Annotated in this window: 13 protein-coding genes; 7 read left to right on the top strand and 6 right to left on the bottom strand. The window is 65.3% G+C overall.

Annotated elements, in window-relative coordinates; all coding sequences use genetic code 11:
• Nucleotides 1-109: 109 nt before the first annotated feature.
• Both FG93_RS16515 and FG93_RS16520 read right to left on the bottom strand, forming a co-directional pair.
• On the bottom strand, nucleotides 110-1,132 hold the full coding sequence (locus FG93_RS16515) for a methyltransferase (protein WP_043236272.1): 1,023 nt from the start codon (nucleotides 1,130-1,132) through the stop codon (nucleotides 110-112).
• Nucleotides 1,133-1,886: 754 nt separating this feature from the next.
• On the bottom strand, nucleotides 1,887-2,219 hold the full coding sequence (locus FG93_RS16520; RefSeq protein ID WP_152579470.1) for a hypothetical protein: 333 nt from the start codon (nucleotides 2,217-2,219) through the stop codon (nucleotides 1,887-1,889).
• 348 nt (nucleotides 2,220-2,567) lie between these two features.
• Here FG93_RS16520 and FG93_RS16525 point away from each other — a divergent pair, with 348 nt between their 5' ends.
• The 6 genes from FG93_RS16525 to FG93_RS16555 all read left to right on the top strand — a co-directional run bounded on the left by FG93_RS16525 (nucleotide 2,568) and on the right by FG93_RS16555 (nucleotide 9,986).
• Nucleotides 2,568-4,805, top strand: a complete 2,238-nt coding sequence (locus tag FG93_RS16525; RefSeq protein WP_052513854.1) for a calcium-binding protein — start codon at nucleotides 2,568-2,570, stop codon at nucleotides 4,803-4,805.
• Nucleotides 4,806-5,131: 326 nt separating this feature from the next.
• On the top strand, nucleotides 5,132-7,369 hold the full coding sequence (locus FG93_RS16530; protein ID WP_052513855.1) for a calcium-binding protein: 2,238 nt from the start codon (nucleotides 5,132-5,134) through the stop codon (nucleotides 7,367-7,369).
• Nucleotides 7,370-8,218: 849 nt separating this feature from the next.
• Nucleotides 8,219-8,518 (top strand): PepSY domain-containing protein, encoded by a 300-nt coding sequence (locus tag FG93_RS16535; protein WP_043236275.1) that lies wholly within the window; start codon nucleotides 8,219-8,221, stop codon nucleotides 8,516-8,518.
• A gap of 11 nt (nucleotides 8,519-8,529) precedes the next feature.
• Nucleotides 8,530-9,075 (top strand): hypothetical protein, encoded by a 546-nt coding sequence (locus tag FG93_RS16540; RefSeq protein WP_043236277.1) that lies wholly within the window; start codon nucleotides 8,530-8,532, stop codon nucleotides 9,073-9,075.
• A 222-nt stretch (nucleotides 9,076-9,297) separates the two neighbouring features.
• Nucleotides 9,298-9,705: a helix-turn-helix domain-containing protein gene (locus FG93_RS33965; protein ID WP_152579481.1), complete on the top strand. Its 408-nt coding sequence runs from the start codon at nucleotides 9,298-9,300 to the stop codon at nucleotides 9,703-9,705.
• Nucleotides 9,702-9,986, top strand: coding sequence for a BrnA antitoxin family protein (locus FG93_RS16555; protein WP_043236282.1), 285 nt, complete (start codon nucleotides 9,702-9,704; stop codon nucleotides 9,984-9,986). The genes FG93_RS33965 and FG93_RS16555 overlap by 4 nt, the downstream gene beginning before the upstream one ends.
• A gap of 41 nt (nucleotides 9,987-10,027) precedes the next feature.
• Here the strand turns inward: FG93_RS16555 and FG93_RS16560 are convergent, their stop codons facing one another.
• From FG93_RS16560 to FG93_RS16575, 4 genes are all read right to left on the bottom strand, one after another.
• Complete coding sequence (locus FG93_RS16560; protein ID WP_043236284.1) at nucleotides 10,028-10,288, bottom strand: hypothetical protein; 261 nt, start codon at nucleotides 10,286-10,288, stop codon at nucleotides 10,028-10,030.
• 149 nt (nucleotides 10,289-10,437) lie between these two features.
• The gene (gene hpxZ / locus FG93_RS16565; RefSeq protein ID WP_043236286.1) at nucleotides 10,438-10,842 is read right to left on the bottom strand and encodes an oxalurate catabolism protein HpxZ; all 405 of its coding nucleotides are present in this window, start codon (nucleotides 10,840-10,842) and stop codon (nucleotides 10,438-10,440) included.
• Nucleotides 10,839-12,011 (bottom strand): amidase, encoded by a 1,173-nt coding sequence (locus FG93_RS16570; protein ID WP_043236518.1) that lies wholly within the window; start codon nucleotides 12,009-12,011, stop codon nucleotides 10,839-10,841. Before FG93_RS16570 ends, hpxZ begins: the two co-directional genes overlap by 4 nt.
• Before the next feature lie 272 nt (nucleotides 12,012-12,283).
• Nucleotides 12,284-13,204, bottom strand: coding sequence for a cell wall hydrolase (locus FG93_RS16575; RefSeq protein ID WP_244448638.1), 921 nt, complete (start codon nucleotides 13,202-13,204; stop codon nucleotides 12,284-12,286).
• Between the two features lie 277 nt (nucleotides 13,205-13,481).
• Between FG93_RS16575 and FG93_RS16580 the strand changes: the two genes are divergently transcribed.
• Nucleotides 13,482-14,621, top strand: a complete 1,140-nt coding sequence (locus tag FG93_RS16580) for an MFS transporter (RefSeq protein WP_244448639.1) — start codon at nucleotides 13,482-13,484, stop codon at nucleotides 14,619-14,621.
• Nucleotides 14,622-15,056: the final 435 nt, after the last annotated feature.

The following is a 15,056-nucleotide window of genomic DNA, read 5'->3' on the forward strand; positions in this document are numbered from 1 at the left end:
GTTTTGGTCCGTGGCCTGGCCTGCCGCAGGCGCTCGCCCCCGGCGTTTTCGGCGGGCAGCGCTCTCTGCAGCGAACGGCACGGCGTGGCGAGCTCAACCCGCAATCCTGCTATTTATAGGCGATCGCGGCGCTCGACGGACCGGTCAGCGGGATGATCTCGAACGCCCTGAAACCGGCCTCGCGACACCAGTCTTCAAAGTCGGCGCCGGAGTAATCGAAGGCATCGCCGAACTCGATCAGCATGTTGAGGGACATCATCAGGCCGAAGGCATTCTCGCGTCTTGCATCGTCGATCAGCGCCTCGATCACCACGAACGCGCCGCCCGGCGGCAGGGCATCATAGGCTTTGCGGATCAGCGCCTTCTTCTTCTCCAGGTTCCAGTCATGCAGGATCATCCCCATGGTGATGATGTCGGCCCTGGGCAATGGATCGGCGAAGAAGTCACCGCCGATTGCCGTGACCCGATCGCTGAGGCCGGCCTGTTCGATCCTGCGCGTGGCGATCGGCACGACTTTTGGGAGATCGAAGCTGGTGCAGCGCATATGCGGATGCGCTGCCGCGACCATGCAGGAGAGCTGCCCGGTCGCACCGCCGACATCGCAAAGGGTCGTGTATTTTGAGAAGTCGAAGGCCGCTGCAAACAGCTTGAAGTTGCCGGCCGAGATGCCCGACATCGCGTTCATGAACTGCTCGAGCCGCGCCGGGTCGGCATAGAGCGTCGCGAACATCGGCTCCTCGGAATGCCTGGTTTCGTTCTGCGGGTTGCCGGTCCTGAGAGCCTCGGTGAGGTCGCCCCAGAAGCGGTAGAGCCGCGCATTCGCCATCTCGAGGATGCCGCCGATATAGCCGGGACTGTCCCGGTCCAGGAAGACGGCGCTGTCTGGCGTATTCGCATAGCGCGCCTGCGGCCCGTCGCCGTCCCGCTGGAGGAACTTGAGCGCGACCAGCGCATCGGGAAAATCCGGAATGGCGCGGGGATGGAGCTGCAAGGCAGCGGCAATCTCCTGCCCCGTCATCGGCTGCCTGGCCAGCTTGGTGAAAAGGCCGAGTTCGACGGCCGAAAGCAGCGTCTTCGAGGCAAAGAACCCCATCCCGACCTGCATGATATGCGACGGATCAAGCCCGGACATGATGGCCCTCTTGCTGGCAGGTGCTGCCCCAAGGGGGGCTATGGCTCGTAGCGATGCCGATCCTAGCACAGGTCTCGCATCCCGCGGCCCCTCGCTGACGGTAAGGCCAGTATTCGCGGCAGATTTCGGCCTTGCTTTGGGCAAGAATTCGACCTGAGGTTGCATTAGGATGCTGCGTTTGCGCTGTGTCGTTTAAGCAACTGACTCCGAATACTTGCGCGTCAACGGTCCAGATCCATGCAATTCTGCTTGTCCTTTGCCGGCAATGGCCCCAGCCTCCGCCCCGTCGTGAGTGTGCGTGAGGGAGTTGCCCATGAATGCGCAGTCAAGAACGTCCGACCTGACGATGACCACCCGTTGTCACTGGGTTCTGTTCCGAACAGCAATCGTCGTGATCCTAGCAGCAGCAGCATTGGCGCCGCTCACCCGGTAAGGGGAGAGCGCCGGCAAGGTGCCGGATAAGATGCCCCGATCCGGCAGGCATATCTGGATCGGGGCGATGATCGCCATCATTCTCGTAGTCTACGGGTTCACACACCCGTTCAGGATCATGCTGCTCCGCGCGCTGGGCTACTGAACGAAGCGGCGCGCGGGCAAGCCAGGATCAGGGAAGCAGGATTCCGAGAGCCGAGGCCGGCCTTCCGCGCCGCGCGGACATGCGGCGCGGGAAAACATGCCGCGCGGGACGATGCAGCGCGCGGAGACGCTGTGCCGAAGAGCGCGCGGGAAGAGCGCGCGGCGCGTCGCCTCGCCGTCAGGACAGCGCGAATGCAGCAAGCTCCTTCGCTCCGGCGACAGGTTCCTCCGTCCCGGCGAGCGGATTGGCCGCCAGCGCGACGGCGAACGCGTCAGGCGGCACGAGCTCCCCGCCCAGATGCTCATGAAAGGCGTGGGCGAGACTCTCTTCACGAAAGCAGACCCGCACGGCGCCATTGTCTCCATTCAGAGACACTGCGCGATACATGATCTTCCAGCGCATGAGCCAGTCGTCCATCGCCTCCAATCGGCAGAGGAAATCGTCACCATCAGGTGTGACCAGGACCTGGTGCCGCCAGGGCCCCCTGGTCGTGTCCTCACCCCGTTTCATCGTGTCACCCGCATCCTGGCCCGGCGCAGCGCCGCCCGGCGCCATCCATTCGCCTTGTGTTCGGGGTTCGGTTGCCGCGGCAACCGGGACGCGGCGGTCCCTCCAACCCCGCTTCCACAGTCATTTTCCGATCTTACACGCGCGAAGCTGACAGGAAGCTGACACGACTTGTCAGCTTCGCGCGTGAAGACTCGGAATAAACTGAGCCATTCCCCAGGTGAGGGTGCAACACCCCCCTGATCGAGAAAGCGCGGCCGGACGACGGGCTCGGCCACAGACGAGGACCAGGTTCCGCCTGCCAGAAACCATGGGCTCCAGGGGGCATTTCCACCATATCGGAGCAGGATCATGGCCAATATCGACGGCACACCCGGTGACGACTTCCTGTTCGGCACCGAAGAAGACGACCTTATCCGTGGTTTGGCAGGGGCCGATTTCATCCTCGGCTTTGGCGGCAATGACACGCTCGAGGGCGGCGAGGGCGACGATATTCTGGCCGGCGGAGCCGGCGCCGATCTGCTGCAAGGCGGCGACGGCAATGACGCGCTCTCCGGCGACTCCAGCTCCGAGCTTGCGGGTATCGACACCCTGACCGGTGGTGCCGGCAATGACGGCTTCGAATGGGACCCGTTTGGCGAAACCTCCACTTCAGTGATTACCGATATCGTGACCGACTTCCAGGGCGCCGGGAACGCCGTCGGCGACACGCTGGAGTTGATAACGTTCAACGCGCCGACGCGCTTCACGTTCGGCGGGCAGCTCGCGGCCCTGCCGGTGATCGGCAGCTCGATCGGGACGAGTGGCGACGGCCTGGCGGCCGTCTCATACGCCTTCAGCGGCGGCAATACCTTCGTGCTCTCCGACAGCAACGACAATGGCAGCTATGATGCAGGAGACCTCACGATCCGCCTCAACGGCCAGCTCAACCTCGTCCAGTCGGATTTCGGCAGCACGGAGTTCGTGATTGCCGGCACCAACGGGCCGGACACGATCAACGGCACCCCCGGCAACGATACGATCCTGGCGCTCGGCGGCAACGACACGGTCAATGGCCTTGGCGGCGATGACGTCATCGAAGGCGGCGACGGCGCCGACACGCTGAATGGCGGTGACGGCAACGACCGGATCCGGGGCGGCAATGGCGCTGATGTGATCAATGGCGGCGAAGGCCGCGACTTCCTCACAGGCGAGGCCGGCAATGACATCATCGACGGCGGCGGCGGCAATGACAGCGTGCTGGCGGGCGGCGACGGCAACGATACCGTCTCCGGCGGTGCCGGAAACGACAATGTCGATGGCGACGCCGGCAACGACACGCTCTTCGGTGGCACCGGCAGTGACGATCTCTTCGGCCTCGAGGGCAACGACGTCATGTCCGGGGACGCTGGCAACGACGACCTGTTCGGCGGCGAAGGCAATGATCAGCTGAGTGGCGGTGCGGGCATCGACATACTGGAAGGCGAAGAAGGCGCCGACCGGATCGAGGGTGGCGACGGCAACGACCGGCTCAACTTCTTCACCAGCGCCTTCCAGCCGGATTCGACCTTCTCGGTGCGCGATTTCGTGCTCGACTTCCAGGGCGCCGGACTGGCCGGTGGCGATGTGCTCCGGCTCTCGGGCGGCGAGTTCGCCTGGGTCGGCCAGATCGACGCCAATCCGCGCATCGGTGCGGCCTTGCCGGGCGGTGGCGATGAGCTGACGCAGCTGGGCTATATCCAGCGCACCGGCAATACCTTCCTGGTCGCCGACACCAATGATGACGGCCTGCTCGATGCCAACGACTTCACGGTCGAGTTCGCCGGGCTCCAGAACTTCACGACCGGCGATTTCACCAGCACCGAGTTCATCATCGCGGGCACGAACGGCGATGATGTCATCACCGGCACGCCGGGCGACGACCGGATCTTCGCCGCGGGTGGCAACGACCAGGTCACTGCGCTTGCTGGCAATGACGAGGTCCATGGCGGCGCCGGCAACGATGTCCTCGATGGCGGCCCGGGCGGCTTCGACAACCTGTTTGGCGAGGCGGGCAATGACCAGCTGACGCTGGCGACCAGCGACGGCGGCGGCGTGGCCTCGGGCGGCGAAGGCGACGACCTCCTGTTCGGCAGCGACACCTCCTCCAGCAACTTCGACAACAGCCTGCAGGGCGATGCCGGCAATGACGAGTTGCATGCCGGCACGGTCGGCTCATCCATGAACGGGGGAGGCGGCTCGGATCGGCTGATCAGCGGTGCGGCCGATGACCAGATGGAGGCCGGGCGCGACGAGTTCGGTTTCGAGCTGGATAATGCGCAGGACCTGTTCGTCTACAGCGGAACCGGGCGCTGGAGCACGGAAGGCAGCTTCTTCGGCGACACGGTCTCCGGCTTCCAGGACGGTTCGGACCTGTTCGACCTGCGCGGCAGCGGCCTGCAGTTCTCTGACCTCTCGATCGTCAACGAGGAGTTCCAGACGACGATCACCTCGAACCGCGGGGCGATCACGATCTTCGAGAATGCCGGCCAGGAGGTTTTCCTCGACCAGGATGATTTCCTGTTCGGCCCGGCGCCCGCGCCGTTCTCGACCGACCCGCTGTTCATCTAAGGCATCGGCTACGAAACGTGGATTGCGGTTTTCGTCAACGCGGAAGGTTGGAGCATCGGACCGGATACGGATCCGGTTCGATGCTCCAGCGGGCTCGGACGCACTTATCCGGAACGGAGCGCGGAGCTGACAAGAAGCTGACAGGTCCTGTCAGCTTGGTGAACACCGGTTTCGGGTAAGCAGGCCGATTCCAGGTGGGGTGCGGCATCCCACCTGATCGCGAAGACGCGGCCGGACGAGTGGCCCGACCAGCGACGAGCATACGGCTTCCATCTGCCAGAAACCATGGGCTCCGGGGGGCGTTTCCACCAATTCGGAGCAGGATCATGGCCATTATCGACGGCACAGCCGGTGACGACTTCCTGTTCGGCACCGAAGAAGACGACCTTATCCGCGGTTTTGCGGGCGCCGATTTCATGCTCGGCTTCGGCGGCAATGATACGATCGAGGGGGGCGAGGGCGACGATCTGCTGGACGGCGGAGGCGGCGCCGATCTGCTGCAAGGCGGTGACGGCAATGACTCGCTCGCGGGCGACTCCATCTTCGAGATTGCGGGCATCGACACCCTGACCGGCGGCGCCGGCAATGACAGGTTCGAGTGGGACCCGTTTGGCGGAGTCTCCACCGCGGCACTCACCGATATCGTGACCGACTTCCAGGGCGCCGGGAACGCCGTTGGCGACACGCTGGAACTCCTGCCGTCCGGCTCAGCGACGCGCCTCACCTTCGGCGGGAGCCTTCCCTCCATGCCCCTGATCGGCAGTTCGATCGGCACTGCCGGCGACAGGCTGGCGGCTGTCTCATTCGCCTTCAGCGGCGGCAACACCTTCGTGCTGGCCGACAGCAACGACAATGGCAGCTATGATGCAGGAGACCTCACGATCCGTCTCACCGGCCAGCTCAACCTCGTCCAGTCGGATTTCGGCACCACGCGCTTCGTCATTGCCGGCACCAATGGGCCCGACACGATCAACGGCACCCAGGGCAACGACACGATCCTGGCCCTGGGGGGAAGCGACACGGTCAATGGCCTTGGCGGCGATGACGTCATCGAAGGCGGCGATGGCGCCGACACGCTGAATGGCGGTGACGGGGTCGACCGGATCCGGGGCGGCACTGGCGCCGATGTGATCAATGGCGGCGAAGGCCGCGACTTCCTCACAGGCGAGGCCGGCAATGACATCATCGACGGCGGCGGCGGCAATGACAGCGTGCTGGCGGGCGGCGACGGCAACGATACCGTCTCCGGCGGTGCCGGAAACGACAATGTCGATGGCGATGCCGGCAACGACACGCTCTCCGGTGGCACAGGCAATGACGATCTCTTCGGCCTCGATGGCAACGACGTCATGTCCGGGGACGCTGGCAACGACGACCTGTTCGGCGGCTTCGGCAACGATCAGCTGAATGGCGGGGCGGGCATCGACGAACTGGAAGGCGAAGAAGGCGCCGACCGGATCGAGGGCGGCGACGGCAACGACGAATTCAACTTCAACGCCGGCTCCTTCCAGCCGGATTCGACCTTCTCGGTGCGCGATTTCGTGGCCGACTTCCAGGGCGCCGGACTGGCCGGTGGCGATGATCTCCGGCTCTCGGGCGACGAGTTCGCCTGGGTCGGCCAGATCGACGCCAATCCGCAGATCGGTGCGGCCTTGCCGGGCGGCGGCGATGAGCTGACGCAGCTGGGCTATATCCAGCGCGCCGGCAATACCTTCCTGGTCGCCGACACCAATGATGACGGCCTGCTCGATGCCAACGACTTCACGGTCGAGTTCGCCGGGCTCCAGAACTTCACGACCGGCGATTTCGCCAGCACCGAGTTCATCATCGCGGGCACGAATGGCGATGATGTCATCACCGGCACGCCGGGCGACGACCGGATCTTCGCGGCGGGCGGCAACGACCAGGTCACTGCGCTTGCTGGCAATGACGAGGTCCATGGCGGCGCCGGCAACGATGTCCTCGATGGCGGCCCGGGCGGCTTCGACAACCTGTTTGGCGAGGCGGGCAATGACCAGCTGACGCTGGCGACCAGCGACGGAGGCGGCACGGCGTTTGGCGGCGAGGGCGACGATGTCCTGTTCGGCAGCGACACCTCCTTCAACAACTTCGATAACACGCTGCGGGGCGAGGCCGGCAATGACGAGCTGCATGCCGGCACGGTCGGCTCATCCATGAACGGGGAAAGCGGCTCGGATCGGCTGATCAGCGGTGCGGCCGACGACCAGATGGAGGCCGGACGCGACGAGTTCGGTTTCGAGCTGGATAATGCGCAGGACCTATTCGTATACAGCGGAACCGGGCGCTGGAGCACGGAAGGCAGCTTTTTCGGCGACACGGTCTCGGGCTTCCAGGACGGTTCGGACCTGTTCGACCTGCGCGGCAGCGGCCTGCAGTTCTCTGACCTCTCGATCGTCAACGAGGAGTTCGAGACGACGATCACCTCGAGCCGCGGCAAGATCTCGCTCTTCGAGAATGCCGGGCAGGAGGTTTTCCTCGACCAGGATGATTTCCTGTTCGGCCCGGCGCCCGCGCCGTTCTCGACCGACCCGCTGTTCATCTAAGGCATCGGCTACGAAAAGTGGATCGCGGTTTTCGGGGCAAAGCCGATGCCAACACAAAAGATGAGATGATCGGCTCGAAAAGTGGATTGCGATTTTCGGGAAGCGTTCCTCGAGACATAGACGCAAAAAGGACCGCCAGCATCTGCTGACGGTCTTTTTCGTGCTCATCGAGGTGATCCGAGCCTCTGCTTGCGCCGCCTCTCCAAAGGGGAGGGTGTCTTGCCAGGGCACGGCGCCATGGGGCGGGGCTGCTTTCGCGGCCGGGCTTTGTTCGGGCCGGCGCCTCCGCAACGCAAGACCTCGGTTACAGCGCGCTTGCGTTCCCATGACGCGGGTAACGACGTCCATGGATGGCCTGGATGGCTTGCACGGCTTCAAGGCATCTTGTCGGGCTCGTCCTTATTCATCGCATCAGAGGGACCACGCGAACGCGACCATCGCGTCGCCAGAAACAGCCCCACCGGTATGGCCATCACAACGATCCAGACGACGAAGCTCCAATCACCCGTCATTGCCCTTCTCCCGTCTTGGCCTTTCTCCCGTCCTGGCCTTTGACCTGTCCTGGCCTTCTCCCTTCTGGCTTGAATCTCCCAACACGCTGGTCCCTTGAATCGTTCCGGAACGGGACCTGGCCCCGCCGGCTGCGTTCCGTTGGGGCTGGCGCATGGGTAGACGGGTGCGAGAACGACGGTGCAAGAAAAGAAAGCAAGGTTTCGCGTTGCGGCGACACCGCGAACCGGTGGTCCCATGCCGGCTTCGTGCGAAATGCCGGCAACGGTTCCCATGGAACAAGTGCGCAATGCTGTCGTTTGATCGGGCATATAGGCCAATCGTTCAGGGAGATGCCCGATGAAACGGACATTGATCGTGACGGTATTCGGCGTTGCCATGATTCTGGGTGCGCAGGCTCAGACGTCGACCACCGCCCCCACTCCATCGCCCAATGCTCCGGCCGATGCGAACGCACCGCTGCCGGGCGCCAACAGCTTCACCGAGGGCCAGGCGAAGAGCCGGCTGGAGGCTAACGGCTATAGCGGGGTGTCCGAACTCAAGAAGGATGACAACGGCGTCTGGAGGGGCAGGGCGACCCATGGCGGACAGGCTGTCAATGTCAGCGTCGATTATCGCGGCAACATCCGGCACAACTGAGGATCTTCCCCATGACACAGACGATCACTCGTTCCTACGACATGTATGATCAGGCCGTCGGCGTGGTTCGGAAGCTGAAAGACGCCGGCGTTGCCGATTCGGATATCAGCATGGTTGCCCGCCGTGACGGTCTCGAAACCGATAACAATGCCGCGGAGGGAGCCGGCATCGGCGGTCTTGTCGGCGGTGCTGCCGGACTGCTCACGGGGCTTGGCCTGATCGCGATTCCAGGCGTCGGCCCTGTCGTGGCCGCCGGTTGGCTTGCCGCAACTGCGGCAGGGGCTGCGACCGGCGCGGTTGCCGGTGGCCTTGTGGGCGCTCTGACGAGTTCGGGCGTCGACGAGAAGGATGCCCACTATTATGCCGAGACGGTCAGGCGGGGCGGCAGCGTCGTGTCGGTCAGGGCAACTGACGAACAGGCGCCAACCGTGGAAGCGATCATGGACGGCGCGACGCCGATCGATAAGGTCGACCGCCGAACCGCCTATGAGCGGGAAGGCTGGACGCAATTCGATCCAGAGGCTCCGCCCTATCCGCCCTATGTGCGGCCGTTGTAGAGTTCTCCTGGACAAAGCCCCGGCAATGATCGGGGCTTCCGGCCTTCTGCGGATATGTGCCGTTGCTGACAGCATCGCAGCAACGGCGCTCCCTTGGGTCCGTTGCTCGTTGATCACGCGCGGCGGCAGCCTCCCGGCCAGCATGTGCCGGACCAAGTCGATGGGCTTGAAGTTCATCTCATATGGTGATAATTACACCATATGAAATCATATCAATGCCGAATGGCGCGGGCGGCCCTGAACTGGAGCATGCCCGAGCTGGCCCAAAGGGCCGGCGTCGGCGTCAACACCGTCAACCGCTTTGAAGCGGGGCAGGATGCCAGGATGAGCAGCGTCGAGAAGATGCAGGCCGCCTTGTCCGAAGCGGGCGTCATCTTCATTGCCGAGAACGGCGAAGGGGCGGGCGTGCGCCTCCCGAAGGGCTTTATGCCCGCGACTGTTCCCACAGCGTCACATGCTTCGCTCAAGGTCAGAGCCAGCACGGTGCGGGCCGGCGCCGCGCGCGCGGCGGACCGCGCCATGAGCGACATGGACGCGAGCCCGGAAGAGAAGACGGAGCGCCGCGAGCGCCTGACCAACGAGCCTGACGTCGTCAGGAAAGCCCGTAGCAAGAGCAGGGATGCATCATGAACAACGACAGACCGCGCCGGCCGACAAGCGCCCGCGACCAGGCGGAGGCCCTGTTCAAGCCGGCCGCGCCGAAAGCTCCGCCCGTGATCGCGAAGCGGCCCGCGCTGCCAGGCGCGAAGGAGATGGTGACGCTGCGGATCGACCGCGATGTGCTCGACCATTTCCAGGGCGGCGGGCCCGGCTGGCAGGATCGCGTCAACGACGCGCTGCGGCAGGCGGCGGGCCTCATCGGAGAGGACGTGCTGAAGCCCGAGGATCTCAACTCGTCGAATGATGGCTGAGGCGATCGGCGACAGCCGCGCCGCTCAAGCCTTGAAGCCACTCAAGTCTTGGACTTGAGGGCGTGCAGGCGGGAGATGTCGGCGCGCAGCGCAGCCACGGCCGCCTCGCCGCGAACGCCCTTGATGCCGCGCTCCTCGCGATCGGTCGAGCCGGGTACGCCATCGAGAAAGCTGTTGCGCTTCGCAGTCGGCATCGCCAGCAGATAGGCGATCTCGCATTCGTGCCGCCACTCTTCCGACCAGGTCGAGACCTCGCGGCCGGCGAGATGGGACCAGGCGAGCGAAGGGGCAGGGGCAGACAAGGCGAATCTCCTTAAGCGTCGGGCTTCAGCCTTAGCGCATCGGCCCGAAAAGTGGATCGCGGTTTTCGGGGCAAAGCCGATGCCAGTAGGTTAGATCATCGGCCCGAAAAGTGGATTGTGGTTTTCGGGGAGGCCGATGATCCAAACCCTCACCAGAGCGGCGCCCCGTCCATCGTCGAGACATGAGCGGAGATCACCTTCCAGCCAAGGTCGGGAAAGCGCACCCAGCTCTGGCTCTGCCGGCCAATCAGATCGCGGCCCCGCACCTTGAACTCGAGGTTCACGGTGGCGATGTCGCGTCCCAGTGTCAGGATCTCGAGCCTGATCCGCTTCTCCTTGATGCCGGGCCCTGGTGGCCGCGCGATGCGATGGGCGTGGATCTCGGCGAAGCCGTAGCCGTTCTCGTGGAGCGCGTAGCGGATCGTGTGCGGGCTGTCCCAGAAGGTCGCGTCGAGGACGTCGACATTCTTGTCGATCAGCGCCTGCTCGTAGCGCTCGAACAGCGCGGCCATCTCGGCGACGACTTCGGGGAGGTTGGGGGTCAGATCGGTCATGATGCAGCGTCCAAGGCCTGAGCGACGGCAACAAGGGTGGCGTCCGTACCGCGTCCGCCGATGATCGAAAGCCCGACCGGTGCGCCGTCCACCGTGGCGCCGGGCAGGTTCACCTGCGGCGACCCGGTGAGGCCGCCCTGCGCGCACAGGCAGCTGATCCGATCACGCAGGGGCTGCAGCTCCGCGAGCGGCAGGCCACGCGACGGCGCGGGGAAAGGCGTGGTCGGTAGACACAGGATCGTCCCCGGCGGGAGCAAATGGCGCAGTCTCGCACGCGCTTCCTGACGCATGAGTGCCGCCCAGTTGCGTTCGGCCGCGGGCATCTGAGCGCCGGTGAGCAGGCCGGAGACGACGCTGAACGCCATCCGCGGGTTCGCACGCTCGATCCAGGGCTGGAAGGTCTGCCAGGCTTCGACCGGCTGGAGCGTCCGCTGGGCCCTTGCCCAGACGGAGAGCCCCTGCGGAGCCATGATCTCTTCGCGCACATGCCCGACGATACGCCCGAGGCGTTCGACCATGGGCGCCAGCGCCGCAGCCACATCCGGATCGGCGAAGCCGAAGGCGTCGGCGGCGACGAGAAGCGTCGTTGGCAAGGCGCCGGGTGCTTCGCCGAGCATCACGGTCGAGACTTTGGCAAAGCTGCGTGCGTCACGGGCGAACCAGCCCGTGGTGTCGGAGCTCGGCGCCTGCGCCATCATGCCGGACACGTCGAGCCGGCCATGAGTGGGGCGAATGCCATGGAGCCCGCAGAAGCTCGCGGGCACGCGCACCGACCCGCCGGTGTCGGTGCCGAGCGCGATGTCGCAGAGGCCGGCGGCGACCGCGGCCGCCGAACCCGAAGACGAGCCGCCTGGCACGCGGCCGGGCGCCGCAGCATTGACAGGCGTTCCGTCGAACGGGTTCTCGCCGAGGATTCCGAGCGAGACTTCGTCGGTTATCGTCTTGCCGACGAGTTCGGCGCCGGCGTCGAGCAAGGTCTGCACGGCCCACGCGTGGCGTTCCGGCACAGGATTGAACTTTGCCCAATCGTGGTTGCCGCCACCGGTTGGCACGCCGGCGACATCGAACAGGTCCTTGGCAGCGAAAGTCAGGCCGGCAAGCGGTCCGCCTGTCCGCCCCGGGATGCGCACCCGCGGCCCGGGCACGAAAGCGTTGACGCGATCTTCCATGTCCATTCCCCGTTGAGCCGGTCGAGCGGAGCGAATGGTGACCCCGGCACCGGCCGCCGCTCCCTGCCTCGAGAGACTGCATGGCTGGCGGGCGATTCGGCAGTGCAGGCAGTTGCACCCTGCAATGCGCGGGACGCGCGAACACACGGGCGACGCAGCGGCGGCATTTGATGCGTGCCGTGTTCTCGCCTGCGCGCCGGGCGACGACAATCAGCCGATTGCCTCTGGATCAACCCCGATCGGCGATGCGCCAGCGCCCGCGGTCGCGCAACTCAGTCCAGCGGCAGACCGCTGCGAAGGCCGCGGGTTTCGGGCGTCAGCGCAGCCACACGCACGCCGCTCGCCGGCGGCGCGTTGAAGGCACGCAGGGCCTTCTTGGGCAGGTCGAGATCGTATGGCCGGCTGGGCGGCAGCCGCATCGTGCTGACGAGGGTCGAAGCCGGGTTTGCGGGCGCCGCAGCTGCCGGCGCAGGGATGACCGGCGCGGAGGTGGCCGGCGCGAAAGCCCGCGGCGCTGCAGCGAAGGATGCCGGCACAATCGAAGCGGTGGTGGCGGGAGCCGCAGGGGCTGCGGCCGCAGCGAGCTGATAGGCCGGCTCCTCGATGCGACGCCGCTCGGGCCGTTCGCCCTTCACATAGAAGGCGTTGCCGCCTGCCAACGTCACGTAGTGCATGTTGGGATAGGAGAAGCGCAGGCCGGCCATATGAAAATGCTTGGCCGCTCCGACAGGCTCGTGGCGCCGCCCGTTGAGGATGTCTTCCGCGATCGCCTCGACCTTCGGCAGGTCGCGTGCAGCCATCGGGCGTGTCAGCACGCCGGAGGCGAACTGACGCGGTGCGCCGACGACGCCGCAGATCGTCTCGGGATAGCGCGGCGATTCCACCCGGTTCATCACGACCGTGCCGACGCTGAGCAGGCCCGCATCGCTCGAACGGTTCGATTCGAAATACATCGCGCGGACGAGGCACTCCTTCTCGCGCGGGTCGGCCTTCGCCAGGGCGACGGCGCGCTTGCGCGCCTCACGGGGATCCTTTGCTGCGGGCGCAGCCGTCGAAGCGGTCTCGACGGGCGACATGCTGCAGGCGCCCAGGGCCGGTGCAGCCAGTGAAATCAGAAGCGGGATCGCCTTGCGGCCGGAGCGGCTCATACCGATGGGACGGACAGCATTTGCAGCGATCACGGCGCGCTTCATGCGGCAACCTCCTGATTACGGGCTTCGGGCCGCCGCAAGCGGCGGACCGTCGTCACTGGAAGGGACCCTGAAATTCTTAAGGGAAGATTAATCGCGAAAGGACAAGGCGAAGGTGCCCGACCGCGGTTCGGCCGTCAACACGGCGAACTGCCGGGCTCTTCCAGCTCGATTGACAGCATACCGAATATTGCTACGCAGGCCGGCGAGGGTACGTCCTCGATCCTGTTACGGGATTACATCTCCGGGGCCGGCCCGGCCCGTTTTTTGGTTCCCGTGCGTGGCTAAACTTAAACCTGGGACATCGAGCACAGCCCTGCTCGTCCGGTGGTTCATCTCATCGGCGACGCTCACTGTCCCGCAGGCGGCAGGGCCGGTCGCCTTCGCGCTGGTCGCCCTGGCTCTCACCGGAGACACCAGCGGCGGCGCGGCGATGATCCTGGCAATGACGCTCGCTCAAGTGATCGGTGCGATCCCGATCACCCGGGCCGGGGCACGCTTTCCGGTGACGACGTTCCTGCGGCTGCTGGTGGTCTTCCGGACCATTGCGCTCGCGTCCATCGCGGTGCTGGCTCACTACTCGGCCGCGTTCGGCTGGCTCATCGCATTTTCAGCGCTTGCGGGGGCGGTGAACGGCGCCGCCTTCGGCTATCTGCGGACGGTGCTCAACGCGCTGGCGCCGGCCTCGAAATTGCCGAGAGCGCTCGGCATCTCAGCGACCCTCAACGAGGTCACGTTCGTCCTGGCTCCCGTGGCCGCCTCCGGGCTGGGCAGCGTCTCGCCGGTCTTCGCCGTGCTGGTCGTCGCGGCGCTCGGGGCCATCCCCGCCCTGCTAGTGCCGACGACAGCGTCAGTGGCACCGGAAGAGGCGCATCATCCCGATGCGTCGGTCATCAGCCCGGCCATCCTGCTCTGGCTGATCTGCGCCGCGGCGGGCGGATCGACCGTGGCGGCGCTCGAGATCGGTGCTGTCGCTCTCGCCGTGCATTTCGGCTACGAACCGACCCTCGCCATCCTGTTCACGGTGCCGCTTTGCCTCGCTTCGGTGGCGAGCGGCGTTTGGGTCAGCGTTCGCAACCGCATGCAGACACGCAGGGCCGTCCTGATCCAGCTGACGGTCATGACGCTTGGCTCGATCATCGTTGCGCTCCAGATCTCGATGGCGGTCACGGTCCTCGGCGCGGTCCTTGTCGGAGCGGTTCTGGCGCCGCTCGGCACCTATTACTCGCTCGCTCTCGACGCGCTTGCGCCTCCGAAGAAGCGGCCGGAGGTCTTCGCACTGCTTCGCACCGCAAACGCGACCGGCGTCATCGTCGCCAGTGCGGTGATGACGGCCGTCTCCCTGTCCACGGCCTTGATCGTCGTGAGCTGCCTGATGATTACGGTCGTGGTCGTCGTCGGCCTCTCGCGCAAAGCGTGAGGATTGACGCCGATGGGAGGCCGGCGAAGCGCCCAGGCCTGGGTCGGCAGCTTGACCTGATCAGGCCAGGACGACTGGCAAAACCGTGGCCAGAACCTGGCCGGCCTCGACCCGCGTCGCGCTTGGCGCGGTCGTCGGCGAACGCGGCGAGCCGCATTCCAGGAATACGCGCCAAGAAAAGATCCGCCCAAAAAAAGACCCGCCGTGGTGGCGGGTCCAGAGGGGGAGGGTGTTCTACCTTACTTCGCGCACCTGACTGTCCGTCTGTGATCGAGGTCACATCACCTGTGAAACCGGGCTGCCCGATAAAGCATCGGCCCGAAAAGTGGATTGCGGTTTTCGGGGCAAAGCCGATGCAAACACAAAAGGCTGGATCATCGGACCGGATACGATCTCCGGTCCGATGATCCAGCGGACGCAATTGCCGTCAGGAAG

Source organism: Allobosea sp. LC85, assembly GCF_000735605.1.
In the GTDB taxonomy this organism is placed as follows: Bacteria; Pseudomonadota; Alphaproteobacteria; order Rhizobiales; family Beijerinckiaceae; genus Allobosea.